Here is a 16578-nt window from a genome sequence, read left to right as displayed (position 1 = left end):
GGAGTGAAGTATGAGCCTGGATAAGGCGGCACTGGCCCGGCGTTTTATGGCGCTGGATGAAACAAAGCAGGCGGTTTTTCTACAAAAACTGGGCGAGAAAGGTATTCCCTTCGAGCGCCTGCCTATTGTCGCCGGTAACCGCCCAGGTCGTATCCCACTGGCGCCAGCCCAGCAGCGGCTGTGGACGATTCATCAGTTGGAGCCAGCAAACACCGCCTACCACTTGAGTGCTGCTTTTGAGCTTAACGGGCCATTGGATGTGCCGCGCTTGTTACGCGCCATGGATGCGGTGGTTCGCCGACATGAGAGCCTGCGCACCCGTTTTGTAGAAGAGGATGGTGAAGGTTACCAGCGTATTGTCGCCGACACCCTGACGGTTGAGCAGCGGGATGCACGCGCGCTGGATGATGGTGACCGGCAGACCCTTGCGGATGAACACGCTAGCCGTCTCTTTGTGCTGGGCAGTGATTCTCCCTTGCGGGTGCAATTGCTGCAGCTGTCTGAGCAATGCTGGCGGTTGCAGCTGGTGATGCATCACCTGGTGTCCGATGGCTGGTCCATGGATGTGTTCTTTGCGGACTTGGCGCGGGCGTATCTCAGTGACTCCCCGTTGCCAGCCCTGGCTATTCAGTATGCGGATTACGCGCTTTGGCAGAAGGCCTGGTTGGATGCCGGTGAACGGGATCGGCAACTCAGCTATTGGCGTGAACAACTGGGCCATGATCAACAGGAGAGGGCCCAGCCACCCTTGCTGATTGCCCATGATAGGGCGCCGGCACAGACCGCCTTGCGTTCCGCCGCCAGTGTGCAGTGGTCTGTGCCGGCCCATTTACAGGGGCCGTTACAAGCGCTGGCGCGGGATAACGACACAACATTGTTCACGGTGGTGCTGGCGGCATGGCAATGGGCTCTGGCGTCTGTGAGTGGCCGTCGTGATATTCCGGTGGGTGTTCCGGTGGCCAACCGGGAGCGCGCCGAGGTAGACGCGCTGGTGGGTTTTTTTGTGAATACCTTGGTGCTACGGGGTAAGCCTCGGGCGGCGTTTACGGTGAATCAATGGGTAACCCAACTGCACCAGACTATGCTGGATGCCCAGGCTCATCAGGCGCTGCCGTTCGATCAACTGGTGGCTTTCTTGGCGCCACAGCGGGAGCCGGGCGAGACGCCGCTTTTTCAGGTTCTGTTCAATTATCAACGGCGTGATACAAAGGCGAGAAATCTCAGCGACAACGTCACCATTGTGCCGCTGGCTCAGGGGGTGCCGCATGCGTTGTTTGATCTGGCGCTTGATGCCCATGAGGGTGAAGGCGGCGCCTTATTGTTGACGCTGACCTATGCTGCCGATCGCTTTCATTCAGAAACGGTAGAGCGCCTGAAACAGGCTATGAATCAGGTGTTGACCGCATTCAGTCAGGGCCAGCACACGTTAGGCTCGATCAGTGTGGCAGAAAGCGATGTGTCCAGACTGCAAGAGTGGGGTCAGGGTGAAGGCGAGTGGCAAGCGACGAGTTTTGTGTCCTTATTCTCGCAGCAGGCGGCAGAGCGGGGCGATGCCATTGCGCTAGTGCACGGTGGCACTCGCGTGTCGTTTGCCGAACTGGACGCGCGCTCTAATCAGCTGGCCCGTTACTTGATGGGCCAAGGCGTGAAAGCGGATCAAGTGGTGGGGGTGTCGTTCGAACGCGGCGTCACCATGGTGGAAGCCTTTATTGCGGTGATGAAAGCCGGTGGCGCCTTCCTGCCGTTGGACCCGGGCTATCCGAAAGATCGTCTGCATTACATGCTCAAAGACAGCGGTGCCCGCTTGTTGCTTACCTCTTCAGCGTTGATTGGGGTTCTGCCTGAGGTTGCAACGGTTGCTCCAGTGGCGGTCGATCGTTTGTCGCTGAACGATTTCCCTGCGAATGCGTTGAATAACGAGCCGCACCCAGACCAGCTCGCCTATGTAATTTACACCTCCGGCTCCACCGGTAAGCCTAAAGGCGTGTCGTTGACCCATGCCGGGCTGAGCATGCATGTGCAAACGATCGGTAAGCGCTACGGCATGACGCCGGATGATGTGGAGCTGCAGTTTGCGTCCATTAGTTTTGATGGCGCGGTGGAGCGCTGGACAGTGCCGCTGGCCTTTGGCTCGCGGGTGGTAATTCGGGATCAGCAATTATGGAGTGCGCAACAAACTTGCGATGCGTTGCAAAAAGAAGGCGTCACCATCGCTTGCATTCCACCCAGTTACATGGGGCCGCTGCTGGACTGGATTGAGCAAGAAAAGCCGCCGTTGAACGTGCGTTCCTGGACATTGGGCGGTGAAGCGTTTACTCGGGAAACCTTCGAGCGGATGCAGCAGGTATTAAAGCCGCAACGCATTCTCAACGGTTACGGCCCGACAGAAACCGTGGTAACGCCGATGCTGTGGGCGGCCTATGAAGGCGATACGCTGAGCAGCGCCTACGCGCCCATTGGTCATGCGGTGGGGCCGCGAAAACTTTACGTGCTGGATCAGGATTTAAACCGTGTTCCTGTGGGCGTGGCGGGCGAGCTGTATATCGGTAACGAAGTGGGGCTGGCCCGTGGCTATCATCAGCGCCCAGACCTGACCGCCGAACGGTTTTTGCCTGACCCGTTTGGCGAACCCGGTGAGCGCATGTACCGCACCGGAGATTTAGTGAAGTACCGCGACGACGGGGTAATGGAATACCTGGGGCGGGTGGATCAGCAGGTAAAAATTCGCGGTTTCCGCATTGAGCTGGGAGAAATTGAAAGCCAGCTACTGGGCCATGAACAGATTCGTGAAGCCGTCGTGGTGGCACAGCCTTCCCCCACCGGTGATAGATTGGTTGGCTACATTGTGATGCGCAATGCAGCGCACTCTGTCCCCGGTGAGCATGAGCCACAAACGATTCTGGCTGCCCTGTCTGAGTCGCTGCCGGACTACATGGTGCCTAGCCAGTTAATCACGCTGGAAGCCATGCCGCTGACACCGGCGGGTAAAGTGGATCGCAAAGCCCTGCCGGTAGCGCAGTGGCACACGGCCAGTGAAGGGGCGCCGCCGCAAACCGATAACGAAAAGGTACTTGCGGACATTTGGCAGTCTCTGCTGGGCCGAAAAGGGGTGAGTCGTGATGATAATTTCTTTGCCCTGGGCGGCGATTCCATTTTGGCTTTGCAGGTGGTCAGCCGTGCTCGGCAACAGGGCTTGGCATTAACGCCTAAGGACCTTTTTGAACACCCGCGATTACACGATCTGGCGGCGTGCGCAGTGAACGCAGAGGCCTCGATTATTTCCCAGCAGCCCTTGCAGGGTGAGCTTGGTCTTCTGCCCATTCAACAGCATTTCTTTTCCCTGAGACCGCCTAGCCCTAGTCACTGGAACCAACATTTGTGGTTGGCGTTGGATGCGCCCATGGATCGCCAAGCACTGAATGTTACCTTGCAGGCGCTCTACCGGCAGCACGACGCGTTACGTCTGCAGTTTACTTATGAGGCGAATGGCTGGAGGCAAACCTGTTTGTCGGCGGACAGGCCCTGCGATGAATTATTGTGGTGGTGCCAGGCTGCTGACGAAGCGGCGGTCGAGACCCTGTGCGAGCAGACTCAGCAAAGCCTGAATATTGAAACCGGTGAACTGTTTCGTGTCCTTTACGTGCAAACGCCGCAGCAACCGGATCGAATGTTATTGGTGATTCATCACCTTGCAGTGGATGGCGTATCTTGGCGTATTTTGTTGGATGACCTGCTCAATGCCTATGGGCAAGCCTTAACGGGCGCGGCGATAACCCTGCCGGAGCGTAGCCATAATTTGAGCGATTGGCACCAGGCGCTGGAGCAATGGCTGCAGAGTAAAGGGGAAGCACGTTTGCCGTTCTGGCAGGGACAACAGCCGGAAAAAATAGACAGTGCCCTGCCCACCTTTGCGGAAAAGGAAAGCGTGGCCTTGTCGTTGGGCAAGGATGATACCCGCAGGTTGCTGCAGGACGCGCCTGTTAAGTTGGGCGTGTCCGTTCCCGCTCTATTGCTGACGGCGCTCACCCGGACGTTGAAACCTTCCGCTATGGGCGCCTCGCTGGCGGTGCGTTCCGCCCCTGAGGTTGGCAGCGAGTCGCCCTCACAAGACAATCAGCTCGTTATTAATCTGGAAGGCCATGGCCGTGAAACGCGCCTGGCTCCCGGTTTGGATTTGAGCCGTACCCTGGGTTGGTTCACCAGCCTCTTCCCGCTGAGGTTGCCGTTCGACGGCGACCCGCGCCGGAATCTTTTTGCGGTCTCGCAACAGCTGGCAAATACCGAGGCTGACGGCGGCGTGGGCTATGGCGCACTGCGCTATCTTGCCGACAGTCCGCTTAACGACAGCACCGATGCGCCAGTGACGTTCAACTATCTTGGCCAGTATCACAATGATGCGTTGATTCAGGGTTTCACTCCTTTGTCGGGCGGCGGTAAGGCTCAGGCAGAGGACAACCCCATGGCTGCGCCGCTGGCCATTAATGGTCAGGTGGTGGCGGGCAAGCTGGGGTTGGTTTGGGATTTTGCTCGCAGCCATTACCCGCGCCAGCAAGTACAGCACTTGTGCAGTCGTTATCGGCAGGAGCTGCTTGTCTTGTTGGACCTGGCCGACTCACCACAGGAAGCGCGGGCCGACCCGGCGTTGGTAACCGTGCTGAATAGCAGTGCAGATACGCCGGTGTTGTGGTGCCCCCATCCCGTGACGGGGCGCACAACCGGTTATCAAGCGCTGGCCGCCAGCCTGGAAGGGCAGTGGCAGGTGCGTGGCTTGCAATCACGCAGCTTCCTCGAGTCCGGCTGGTTCGATCCGTCGTTGAGTGAAATGGTAGAGCGGTATTACCGCACGGTGCGCCAGGCGCAACCTGAAGGCCCGTACTATTTATTGGGCTGGTCCATGGGAGGCGCCATGTCCATGGAGCTTGCCCACCGATTGGAGCAAGCCGGTGAAGAGGTAGCCTTTGTGGGGCTGCTGGATACCTATGTGCCGGGTCACGAAGTGCCGGAAGATCAGTGGTCGTCGCCACAGGCACAACAAACCTTGCGTGCACATTTGGGCATGCTACTGACTTGCGCGCCCGCTACCGCGTTAGACGATTGCATGGCGCGTTTGCGTGACAGCAAGCCCGCGCAATGGCCGCAGAACTTTACACAGTGGCTGGCTACGCAATCGATTGAGGCGGCGGTGGCAGACAGTGCTGCGCAGTTATTGCATGCCTGGGCTGTGGAGCAACATTTGCGGGATTTGTGTTGGGGTTATCAGCTGCCGGCATTGCATACCCCGGTGCACAGTTGGTGGGCCAGTGAGCCAGCGGGGCGCGCTCAGGCACTTCAACGCGGGTTAGCGTTATGTGCTGAACTTGCCCATACCGAGACAGTATCGGCGGACCACCTGACGATCGTGCGGGAGCCGTCCCTGTTACAGGGCCTGTCCGTTTTGCTGAAGTGTTGCAAGGGTGGCAACGCATTGATGGACATACCGGACTAATCATTGTTGCTGTGCACTAGTCGTGAGCTTCTCAATATGTATAATGCGGTTGCGAATCATTACTATTACTATGTGTCTTACGATTGCTAGGAGAACGACCATGGGGAATCGGACCGAGAGCGGGCTGATCCGGGGGCTGAAGTGGGGCCGCAATCCACTGGCGCTGGCAATAGCGGTGGCAATGGCGGCATCACCTGTCTGGGCAGAAGAACAGCAGGACGCTGATGAATTGCAGACCATCAAGGTGAATGCCGAGCAGTCGGACGATGTATACGGTGGTGATGATTTTGGTTATGTAGGGCAGCGCAGCCTGACGGCCACTAAAACGGATACACCGGTAAAAGAAGCACCTCGTGCGGTTTCTATTGTTACCCGTGAACAGATGGATGATCGTGCTTCCGTCAGCATCGCAGATGCGCTGCAGTACACGCCGAGTATCCAGGCCAACTTCTATGGCGAAGATAACAAACAAGACTGGTTTGTTATTCGTGGTTTCAAACAGGCGAACAATGGTTTGTACCGTGATGGCACACGAGTTTATTCCTATGGCTTTTACAGCTGGCAGCTTGATCCTTTTGCCCAGGAGCGTGTAGAAATTATGCGTGGTCCGGCGTCTGTGTTGTACGGGCAGACCCCTCCCGGCGGTGTGATCAATGTAATCAGTAAGCGTCCTCAGGATTATTCTTTTGGTTCCGTAACCGCGGAATACGGCAGTTATGACCGCAAGCAAATATCTGTTGATGTAGGTGGGGCGCCCTCTGAAGATGTGTCTTGGCGTGTTATTGCTTTGGGCCGGGAAAACGGCACCCAAGTGGACGACCTGGAAGCTGAGCGCACCATGCTGGCACCGTCTCTAAAACTGGGGCTAGGTGATCGAACTGAGCTGACGCTGTTGGCCTCCTATCAGAAAGATGACTCTGATCCGTACCTGCAGTTTCTGCCATCCAGCGGTACGATTTCTCCAAACCCCAATGGCAAGATTGACGATGATGTTGCCATTGGCAACCTGGATTACGAGAAGTTTGAGCGTACCCAGGTCTCGTTCGGTTATCAGCTGGATCATGCGTTTAATGATTCGACTAGTTTCCAGCAGAGTGCCCGCTACCAGCATATTGATGTAGATCTGAAGCAAATGTACACACTGGGGTATATGCCGGGCAGTGGCGACTCGCAAGCAATTCGTGGCCTTACTGATGAAGACGGTGACGCCTACGGCGTTAACCTGGATAACCGTTTGATTCATACGTGGTCGATTAATAACGTCGAGCATACCTTGCTGGCAGGGCTTGATTATCAAAGCCTGCACATTGATGGCAAAAGCTTTGGTGATCCGTTGATGGGGTACGAGGCTGCGCCGGGGGTGTTTGCGCCTGCGACGTTGAACCCCTTTGACCCACAGTATCGCGATGCCAGTGAGCTGACCCCGGTTTCCTGTAATTTCAGCACTCTTGTGTGTACCGAAGTAACGGAGCGGCAGCGCACCACTATCGATGCGTATCAGGTGGGTGGTTACCTACAGGATCAGATGAAATTTGATAACCAACTGGTGCTGACCGTTGGGGCTCGTTTTGACCGCGCCAGTAGTGAGATCGAGAATAAATCCACGGGTGTTGAGCAGAAAATCGACAACGATAAATGGACCGCCAACACGGGCCTCGCTTGGTTGATAAATGATAACGTGACCGCGTACACCAGCTATTCGCAGTTTTTCCAGCCAATTCTACAGCTGGATCAGAATGGCGAAGCAGCTAAGCCTCAGGAAGGCGATCAGATCGAAGTGGGAATCAAGTTCCAGCCGGAAGGCATGGACGGCTACTTCAACGCGGCGGCGTTTAAGATTACCCAAGAAAACTTGGCTTCCGGTGCAGCGGGTACACCTGCCTTTAAGCAGATTGGTGAAGTGGAAAGTGAAGGGATTGAATTGGAAGCCGTTACCAATATCACCCCGAGCTTGAGCTTGTTAGCGAATGCGACCTGGATGAACCCGGAAATTGTTTCCGACAGCACCCCTGCTGAAGAAGGCAATCGCCCGGTGAATATTGCGGATACTCTGTACTCTGCCTGGGCTAAGTACACCTTCTTGGATGGTCCGCTGAATGGCTTCGCCATTGGTTCCGGCGTGCGTTACGTCAGCGACACCTATGGCGATAATCTTGAAACGTTGAAAGTGCCGTCCTATACCCTTTGGGATGCCACGGTGAGCTATCGCTACAAAGACTTCAAGTTCCAAGTGGCGGCGAAAAATCTGGAAGACAAAGAGTATGTCGCTACCTGTGATTATTACTGCTGGTATGGCGACCGTCGCAGTGTGATCGGTAGCGTGACTTATGCGTGGTAATGCCCGCCACACCATTATGCTGCTGCCCAACGGGCAGCAGTTGGATGTGTTCGATCAGGAGCTGGCGCCGCAATGGCGGTGCCAGTGTAATGATCAAGATTGGCTGACCGTGGTGGTGGAAGACACCGCTGCCAGGGTCCAGCAGTCCACCGACGATCCGGCCCAATTATGTCGGGCCGCTTGGGCATTTTTTGTCTCGCATGCCGAGGTAAATGCCCTGCAATTCGAGAGCGGCTTTCATGCGGCCTTTATGGTTCACAGAGAGAACCAGACAGCATGGCTTGAGCGTGACATGCTCTGGCAGCTGCCCGGTGACTGGCTACGGCAAGGCAATCCCTTGCCATATCCGGTCACTATGATCATGGATGAATCTGGCCGGCGTCACCCGCGACGCCGTTGTAAACCGGTGGGGGAAGTTTACCGCCGTTTTGATACCGGTATTCAGGCATGGGTGTCCCTGCGCACGCTGGATATCGAACAAGATCTGCACCGGTTCATGCGCTGGCAGAACAGTGAGCGCGTGGCCGCCTTCTGGGAACAGAGTGGGACGCTGGACGAGCATCGCGCCTACTTGGAACGTCAGGCGAAAGAACCTCGGGTGCTTAACCTGATCGGGTGTATTGATGATGAACCCTTTGCTTATTTTGAAGCGTATTGGGCAAAGGAAGATCGCATCGGGCCTTACTACGATGCGCAAGATTTTGACCGCGGGATTCACATGTTGGTAGGTGAAGATCACCACCGTGGTCCGCATAAGGTTAAGGCATGGCTGAACGCGCTTTGCCATTACCTTTTTCTCGATGATTGTCGTACCACAAGGATTGTTTCTGAGCCCCGTTCGGATAACGACAAGATGATTCAACACCTTCAAGCCAGGCGATTTGCCAAGCCAAAGGAGTTTGATTTTCCGCACAAGCGCGCAGCCCTGATGGTGCTGCACCGTGACGCATTTTTTGAGCGTTGTGAGCTGAGCTGAAAATCTCGGTTCGGTTTTTTACCGAACCGCCATGGCGCGCTGCCCACCACTATCCGGCAGCAGGTGGCTGGCATATCGGTAATGCCCGATGTGTCGGTGTATGGATAACCCGGAAACCGTTCGGTTTCCGACACATTGAGGACATACCCCATGAGCGTTCATTCTCAAGAATATGACGTCGTTGGTATTGGATTCGGTCCGGCCAACTTGGCCATTGCTATTGCGCTAGACGAACACAAAGACCTGGATGGCTTGCGTTACTGTTTCCTGGAAAAGCAGCCCCGCTTTGAATGGCATGGGGGCATGCTGCTGGAAGGTACGCGCATGCAAGTGTCATTTCTGAAAGATTTGGCCACTTTGCGCAACCCGGCCAGCCGCTTCACCTTCGTCAATTATCTGCACGACAATAATCGTCTCGACTCTTTTATCAATATGGGCACCTTTTTCCCCACTCGTGTTGAGTACAACGATTACATGCGTTGGTCCGCCGATCAGTTTAAAGAGCATGTGCACTATGGCCAGGAAGTGATCGCTATTGAGCCGGTGGAACAGGGTGGCGAAGTGGAATGGGTGCGTGTTCGTTCACGGAATCCCGATGGCAGTGAGAACGAAATTTTTACCCGCAACTTGGTGATTGGTATCGGTGGGTACCCAAAAATTCCGGCTGTGTTCGCCGGCAAGATGGGTAACAACATGGTTCACTCTTCCCGCTACAAACATGAATACGAGCGTTTTGGTCGCCACGAGACACCGCGTATTGCAGTAATAGGGGCAGGCCAAAGTGCCGCAGAAATCTATCTGGACCTGATGGATCAGTACCCGGATGGCAAGATGGACCTGATCAGCCGTAGTCGTGCCCTGCACCCGGCGGATGACAGCGCTTTTGTGAACGAAATATTTGATCCTGGCTTCACGGATACTATTTACGCTCGCCCAGAAACGGAGCGGCAGGATTTTCTCAAACGCTTTAGTCAAACCAACTACGCGGTAGTGGACTTAGCGGAAATTGAACAAATATACGAACGCCTTTATTTGCAGAAAGTGACAGGCAAGGTTCAGCATCGGTTTTTATCCAACCGAGATATCGTTGGTGTGCAGAACGATGGCACCCGTGTGCTGTTGACCCTACGTAACAAGGACACCGGCGTGGAACAGACCGAAGTCTACGATGGGGTGGTGCTGGCTACAGGCTATAACCGCAATGGGCATGAACAATTGCTGTCGCCCATGGCGCACTGGATGTCTGAGCAAGGGGTGGAGCGTTGTTATCGTTTGCCGATGGCGAAAGGCTGCCATGCCAATGTGTTCCTGCAGGGTTGTTGTGAGCAAACCCACGGTCTTAGCGATACCCTGTTGTCGATCCTGGCGGTGCGTTCCCAGGAGGTGGTGGACGCGCTGATAGAACGGCAGAGCCGGCCGATAGCCACGGCCTGCGCGAGCTGATGATTCCTGCTCTGGCCCCCTTGTTTCAAGGGGGCTTCTCTTCCTATGGTTCGTTGTTGCGGTTGGCCGAGCCGAATGATTCGGCCATCCCGTTAACGGACCTGTTTGATGCCCGGCGGTTACGACAGTCGCTATATCAATTTCGCCCTGATCTGAAGGGGGAAGATGAGCGGGCGCTGCTATCCATTTGGAGTAAGTATTATTTCTTGCGCCTGCTGCCCCCGGTGCTGGCCGCTAACCTGATTCTGCAACGTGCACTGCCGCTCGCAGTGGATGCTCTGGCGATAGAGCTGGATGAGCAAGGGCTGCCCGGCGCCTTTGTGCTGCCCAATGAGGGGCAGCTGCTGGTGCCCTCGGAGCACCCGCTTTCTCGGTTTGAGGGAATAATGCGAGACAATCTGCAGCCGGTGATTACGGCTTGGCAGCAGGCGCTGGGGTTGTCCCCTAGGGTGCTGTGGAGTAATGCTAGCCGTTATATTCACTGGTTTACGGGTGAACTGAAAGGCGCCGGCCTGCCAGAGATGCTGTGGTCGCCGGGGCTAGCATTGTTTGCTCAGCCTGCTTTTGAAAACGGTGAAAGGAACCCCTTTTTCGGAGCCTACCAGGACAGGATGAACGCCAATACTGGCACTCTGCTGACGGTGCGTCGCACCTGTTGTATCCGTTTTCGACTACCGGATACCGCGTTGTGTGAAGACTGCCCACGGCTGTGCCGAAAAGGCATGACCTGAAGCGCACATCTGTTGTGCTTTGTCCCTAAGAAAAGTAAACCTCCTGCCCGTCGCCATATGACACATGATTTGCATGCCTTAGGCCACGCTCAGAGTTGAGCGGTTTTTTCAACACCGGCGTCTTAGCGGGGCAGGGCGATCCAGCTCAAAACACCTTGTTGGCGTTCGCGCCAACGAAACGGAATGGTGGTGCCGGCCTTCCAATCCGCGGATAAGGTTTTCAGTAGCGTTAGTGAACGGGAGTCCCGGCGCGTTGCGTCGTGAAAATAAAACCGCTTGCCGGTAATCGGGTAGAGTGCCTTGAATAAACTTTCTTTAGCAGAAAAAATTAAGGTGATGCGGTTGGCACGCTGAATGTCCGATAACCCTTCTAATTGTTCCCGTTCTTCATGGGTCAGCAGTTCGCGGCATAGTCGTGCCGCTCGTTCTGCGCTGAGCCATTGCTCCGTGTCCAGCCCCACGGTTAGCCAATGGCGCGCGTCAGCGACCATGACTTCAGCGATACCCTGGCTATGGGTAATGCTGCCCAGGGTGCCTTCGGGCCATTGCGGGGCTCGATCGGCCCCCAGAGCAGGAATGCCGCTCACGCCAAGCATCGCCAGCGCTTCACGTGCGCACCAACGCCCAGCCAGATACTCGCTTCGGCGTTTCGCCACGGCGGTGCTCAGAGACGGGGGCAAGGGAATGTCTGCCTGAGCAAAACTATCGTCGCAAAGTCGTTCAGGAGCGTAGTGGCAGCCCACGCGCACCAGCCCGGTGGCGAGCTCTTCGCGATGAAGGTGAGTTAGGCATGAAGGGCGATGGAATAATGACATGATTAGCAGCTTTCCCGGTTGCCGGTACTATATCAGAGCTGCCCGGCAGCGAGGAATTTGATCCTCATTAGAATGCCACAACTGTTACACTGGCCACACTGCTTGCTCTGTATCTTGCTGTTTTTTCTTGCCACCTTTGCCACAGGCTACCTCCGTGACCGATTCTTCTTTTGCCTCCCTGCCGTTGACCCCAGAAATGCTCGCTAACCTGGACGCGCTGGGCTACGTCACCATGACTCCCGTACAAGCGCAAAGCCTGCCGTTATTGCTTAAAGGGCACGATGTGATTGCCCAGGCCAGTACCGGTAGCGGCAAGACGGCAGCCTTTGGGCTTGGTTTGCTGCACCCTTTGAACCCGCGCTATTACGGTTGCCAGGCGTTGGTGCTGTGCCCAACCCGGGAGTTGGCAGATCAAGTGGCCGTGGAAATTCGCCGGTTGGCCCGTGGTCCCGGCAATATCAAAGTACTCACCCTGTGTGGTGGGCAACCCATCGGCCCGCAGATCGGCTCACTGGAGCACGGTGCGCAGATTGTGGTTGGCACACCGGGGCGCGTTCTAAAACACTTGAGTAAGGGGACGCTGAGCTTGGACGGGCTGAATACGCTGGTATTGGATGAAGCCGATCGCATGCTCGATATGGGCTTTTACGACAGCATTGCGGAGGTGATTCGGCAGACGCCGCCACGCCGTCAAACCCTGCTGTTTTCCGCCACCTACCCGCCGGGAATCAAGCAGCTGGCAGAAACTTTCATGAGTAATCCCCAGCATGTAGAAGTGGAAACCCTGCACGATAATAGCCAGATCGAGCAGCGCTATTATGAAGTGGAGCCGTTCCAGCGCGAAGAGGCAGTGGCCAGCGCCATTGCCTGTTTCCGTCCAGTATCCTGCGTGGTGTTCTGTGTGACCAAGCAGCAATGCCAGGATGTAGTGAATCAGCTTTGTCGTCAGGGGCTGTCAGCCATGGTGCTCAACAGTGACCTGGAGCAGCGTGAGCGCGATGAGGTGCTCACGTTGTTTGCCAACCGCAGCTTATCGGTGCTGGTGGCCACGGATGTGGCGGCCCGGGGGCTGGATATTGATAACCTGGATATGGTCATCAATGCGGAGTTGTCCCACGAGCCGCAAACCCATATCCATCGTGTTGGCCGCACCGGCCGTGCCGGCGAAAAAGGGCTGGCTATTAATCTGGTAGCCCCCCGTGAATCCCGGCGCGCTATAGCTATTGAACAGTTGCAGGGCGCGCCTTTGAATTGGCATCCGCTCAATAGCCTTAAGCCTCGAGAGGGGGAGCCAATGCAGCCGCCTACCATCACCTTATGTATCGGTGCAGGCCGCAAAGACAAGCTGCGCCCCGGTGATATCCTCGGTGCGCTTACCGGTGATGCTGGCATTGCGGGTAATCAGGTGGGAAAAATTACCGTCACGGATTATCAGGCCTATGTGGCTATCGATCGTGAGAGTGCGGACTTGGCTCTCGAACGATTACTGAAAGGCAAAATCAAAGGAAAAAACCGGCGGGTGAAAAAGCTTTAATTACCAGGCTGAAAAATGGTGCGCTGTGGAACGCGGTGTTGCCGGCGAAGGCTTGCGTCCTTCCACTGGCGCGACCTCAGGGGGCTTTACCTCCTGGGTGACGTGCATTGCCTACAGCAATTTGCTCTCACATACCCCCACCTATTATTGAAGATGGCCCAGAGCCCGGGGCGGTTTGTTCGACGAGCGCGGTTTTGCCCTAACGCTGGGGGCGATGTGGTTCGTGACGAGGGGGGAGGATATCCAGGTGGTTTGGCATCAGTTTCTTGATAGGTATCCTTCGATAGGTATTTAAGGCCAGCCTAAATTGTTGGGAGACCCACTAATTCGCCGCCTAAAAAATCCTAAAGCATCTGGTCTTTAACGGCTCAAGCCTCAGGCTTATGTGTCGTGGTTAACTAACTACCGGACAGTGATTTAGGTTTTCCCTCGGCCAGCAGAGGGGCTTAAGTACCGCCTCAATATAAGAAAAATCGATAATGGAAAAGGATATCCCATGACACAAGGCCGTAGCATTCGACTGTTTCTGGTAGACGGTGCGCCCAATGGCCTACTTTCTGCCGAGATTATGAACTGGACCGGCCATGTGCTTACCGGTCCACGCTCCAAACTTAGCGAACTGGTGCCGCGCCCGGAAGTGGGGCGCACGGGCATCTATTTTTTGGTGGGGCCAGACCCGGATAACAGCTTTCGCTCGTTAGTTTATATCGGCGAATCCGACGATGTGGGTAAGCGCCTCAAGCAGCACAATAGACCGGAGGGGCAAGGCGGTAAGGATTTTTGGGAAAAAGTCTGCTTGGTTACCAGCAAAGACCAAAACCTGACCAAGGCCCATGTTAAACACCTGGAGAGCCTGCTGATCCAAAATGCTCGCGACGTGGCGCGCTGCACCTTGGTCAACGGTACCGCCCACGACTATATCAATCTGCCGGAAGCGGACCTGGCCGACATGGCCTTCTTTCTGGAACAGATCCGCACCGTGCTGCCGGTGCTGGGGTTCGACTTCCTCCGCGACAGCACACGCCCTGCCAGCCAGCCCAAGACACAACCAGCAGAACCGCAGGAATCTCCTTATTTTGTGCTGGAACTGCCTAAACACAATATCAAGGCTCGTGGCCAGGAAGTGGATGGCGAATTTTTTGTGCTGCAGGGCTCTCTGGCCCGCGAAGAGTGGGTGGGTACCGATCGCGGCTATAAGACCCTGTTCAATCAGTTGCTGGAAGACAGAATCCTGATCCCCACCGATAGCGGCCTCACCACTTTTACCGCTGACCAGGCATTCTCCAGCCCCAGCGGCGCTGCTGCCGTCATCTCCGGCCGTAGCGCTAACGGGCGCACCCAGTGGGCCGTGGAAGGAACTGGCAAGACCTATGGAGATTGGCAGGATGAGCAAGTGTCGGCTAGTACAGGGCAGGGTTTGGATTAAGGAATAACAATGAAGATCGGTTTTGACTTTGGTACCAGCTTTTCAGCATTGGCAGTCTATCGGGATGGTGAGATTCACCGAATCATGTTTGATGGTGAGCCGCAATTTCGTACAGCAATCTACTTTCCTCCTTATGCACCAAGTGCAGATTTTTTTAATGCTGATGATCACCAAACCGAAATAGCCTCTATTCGTTCAGCCCTAATTCGCTCAGAGACGGAGGCCAAAGAAAATTACAGTGACAGGGTGAGAGAAGAAAGAGTCAGGGTTACTAGCCAAGCCAGGAATGATCCTGCTGGTTATAACGCGGATAGACAGCTGTCTGCGAAGTATCAAAGGATGTTGAGCGACGCAATTATCCGTATTCCTGAGCCTGTAGAAACGACGCGAGCAGATAAGGATAAGCAGGCAATTGAAACAGCCCGCAGACAATGGCTTGAATCAGAAGCAGGTAAAGACCGCGTTCTTGGGAATCTGGAGGAAAGCCAGCTTGAAGGCGCGTTGTTTGGCAATGAGGCAGTTGATGCCTACCTGAATAATGATCGCAAGGGACTTTTGCTCTACAACCCTAAGGCTTTTCTTGCTCATGATTTGTCTTCCAGGCTCTCGGCACCTCTGGAAAGGGCGATTGGCAGCTTGTTCAGGAAGGTTGTTGGTGCCGTAGAAGAGCAATTTCAGGGAGAGCAAGTAACAGGGGTTGTTATCGGGCGTCCCGTTAACTTCGGGAAAAAGCAGAGTGATGTGGAAAATGATCGGGCTATTTCGATTATTACCCATGCAGCTGAGCTTGCCGGCATGTCCAATGTTTCTTTCATGTATGAGCCTAGTGCTGCGTCCTACCAATTCCACGTTTCTCAAGATACTCCTCGTAAGGTTCTGGTGGTTGATCTAGGCGGTGGTACGGCGGATTTGTCGTTAGTGACCCTTGGCGGTGCTGAGCCCGCTCCAATTCCTCATCGGCAGCAGGGCTATCTGCTAGGGGGGAATGACGTAGATCGTGAGCTCAACAAGAAGGGGTATATGCCCTTCTTTGGAAAGGGCCAGGAGGTGAGGGGCATCCCTGCGTTGAACTCCTATTTCGCCTATGCCGCTAACGTTCAGCATATCGAATACCAGAAAAAATTTATTGAGGCGGATCTTCGCCTAGTGCCGGAGCCATTCAGGGAGCGCCTGAATCACCTCAAAAAATCCGGTAATACCATTCGATTAAACAGGTTGGCCGAAGAGAGCAAGATTGAGCTGGGGCGGCAGGAAAGTCGCAGCCGAAAGGTGATCGACTTTATCGGTGAAGAGCGTGGGGTCGATATTGATGGCGCTATCTATGCTGATGCGATGGCTCGATATCTAGAGAAGCTCAAGGTTCTGCTGCAGGAGTTTTCTGATGAAGACTTCGATATGGTGTCTCTTACGGGCGGTATGAGCCGTGCAAAAGGCGTCAAGGAACTGGTCGAAAGGGTTTTTCCAGACAAGGATGTTCAGAGCTCAGAGTCTACCCTTGATGTTGTCTCGGGGTTGGCGATTTACGCAGCTCAGCAATAATTTAGGGGAAGTGATAATTGCTGGCAGCCGAGAAGCACTTCTTCAGCTGTACATCATCGACTAGATGATGCCAGCGGGATGGCTAACCGGCCCGGCCCAGCCTTATTTTGGTAAGGTGCTCACACTGTACCGAAATTGTACCTTTGAGAGAAATTGATTGGTGCCAGGCTAAATGGCTGAAGGGGGGGCGTCACAGCTTTATTATCCTCCTGATTTAAAAGGAAAAAATATGTTCGTGTAACCATAAGTTGGCCGGATTTTGATGGCATAGTTTGTCCAGACTATGATCTA

General features: G+C 55.1%; 9 protein-coding genes. 8 read left to right on the top strand and 1 reads right to left on the bottom strand.

All coding sequences use genetic code 11. The annotated features are described in order from the left end of the window. Nucleotides 1-10 precede the first annotated feature (10 nt). The 5 genes from ABO_RS10755 to fhuF all read left to right on the top strand — a co-directional run bounded on the left by ABO_RS10755 (nt 11) and on the right by fhuF (nt 10973). A complete protein-coding gene (locus ABO_RS10755; protein ID WP_011589370.1) occupies nt 11-5485 on the top strand; it encodes a non-ribosomal peptide synthetase in 5475 nt (1824 codons plus the stop codon). Nucleotides 5486-5585: 100 nt separating this feature from the next. Next, a complete protein-coding gene (locus tag ABO_RS10750) occupies nt 5586-7823 on the top strand; it encodes a TonB-dependent siderophore receptor (RefSeq protein WP_011589369.1) in 2238 nt (745 codons plus the stop codon). Beyond that, nucleotides 7813-8799 (top strand): GNAT family N-acetyltransferase, encoded by a 987-nt coding sequence (locus tag ABO_RS10745; protein ID WP_011589368.1) that lies wholly within the window; start codon nt 7813-7815, stop codon nt 8797-8799. Before ABO_RS10750 ends, ABO_RS10745 begins: the two co-directional genes overlap by 11 nt. Before the next feature lie 150 nt (nt 8800-8949). Beyond that, nucleotides 8950-10242, top strand: a complete 1293-nt coding sequence (locus ABO_RS10740; RefSeq protein ID WP_011589367.1) for a lysine N(6)-hydroxylase/L-ornithine N(5)-oxygenase family protein — start codon at nt 8950-8952, stop codon at nt 10240-10242. Continuing rightward, nucleotides 10242-10973 carry a siderophore-iron reductase FhuF gene (gene fhuF / locus ABO_RS10735; protein WP_011589366.1) on the top strand — a complete coding sequence of 244 codons (732 nt, stop codon included), beginning with the start codon at nt 10242-10244 and terminating at the stop codon, nt 10971-10973. Before ABO_RS10740 ends, fhuF begins: the two co-directional genes overlap by 1 nt. Nucleotides 10974-11095: 122 nt before the next feature. On the opposite strand, the gene ABO_RS10730 is transcribed toward fhuF, so the two are convergent. Continuing rightward, nucleotides 11096-11788: a 4'-phosphopantetheinyl transferase family protein gene (locus tag ABO_RS10730; RefSeq protein WP_011589365.1), complete on the bottom strand. Its 693-nt coding sequence runs from the start codon at nt 11786-11788 to the stop codon at nt 11096-11098. A gap of 154 nt (nt 11789-11942) precedes the next feature. On the opposite strand from ABO_RS10730, the gene dbpA reads away from it, so the two are divergent. The 3 genes from dbpA (at nt 11943) to ABO_RS10715 (ending at nt 16287) form a co-directional block, all read left to right on the top strand. Next, nucleotides 11943-13322: an ATP-dependent RNA helicase DbpA gene (dbpA, locus tag ABO_RS10725; protein ID WP_011589364.1), complete on the top strand. Its 1380-nt coding sequence runs from the start codon at nt 11943-11945 to the stop codon at nt 13320-13322. Between the two features lie 496 nt (nt 13323-13818). Next, nucleotides 13819-14748, top strand: coding sequence for a GIY-YIG nuclease family protein (locus tag ABO_RS10720; protein ID WP_011589363.1), 930 nt, complete (start codon nt 13819-13821; stop codon nt 14746-14748). A gap of 9 nt (nt 14749-14757) precedes the next feature. Then, entirely contained in the window at nt 14758-16287 is a 1530-nt protein-coding gene (locus tag ABO_RS10715) for an Hsp70 family protein (protein ID WP_011589362.1), read from the top strand. Nucleotides 16288-16578 lie beyond the last annotated feature (291 nt).

Origin of the sequence: Alcanivorax borkumensis SK2 (assembly GCF_000009365.1) — a bacterium.
Classification (GTDB): Bacteria; Pseudomonadota; Gammaproteobacteria; order Pseudomonadales; family Alcanivoracaceae; genus Alcanivorax; species Alcanivorax borkumensis.
This window is presented reverse-complemented; position numbering and strand designations above follow the sequence as displayed.

Coding starts and splice junctions, on each gene's coding strand:
- fhuF (WP_011589366.1), top strand. CDS start 10,242: ATGATTCCTGCTCTGGCCCCCTTGTTTCAAGGGGGCTTCTCTTCCTAT.
- ABO_RS10730 (WP_011589365.1), bottom strand. CDS start 11,788: ATGTCATTATTCCATCGCCCTTCATGCCTAACTCACCTTCATCGCGAA.
- ABO_RS10740 (WP_011589367.1), top strand. CDS start 8,950: ATGAGCGTTCATTCTCAAGAATATGACGTCGTTGGTATTGGATTCGGT.
- ABO_RS10720 (WP_011589363.1), top strand. CDS start 13,819: ATGACACAAGGCCGTAGCATTCGACTGTTTCTGGTAGACGGTGCGCCC.
- ABO_RS10755 (WP_011589370.1), top strand. CDS start 11: ATGAGCCTGGATAAGGCGGCACTGGCCCGGCGTTTTATGGCGCTGGAT.
- ABO_RS10750 (WP_011589369.1), top strand. CDS start 5,586: ATGGGGAATCGGACCGAGAGCGGGCTGATCCGGGGGCTGAAGTGGGGC.
- ABO_RS10745 (WP_011589368.1), top strand. CDS start 7,813: ATGCGTGGTAATGCCCGCCACACCATTATGCTGCTGCCCAACGGGCAG.
- ABO_RS10715 (WP_011589362.1), top strand. CDS start 14,758: ATGAAGATCGGTTTTGACTTTGGTACCAGCTTTTCAGCATTGGCAGTC.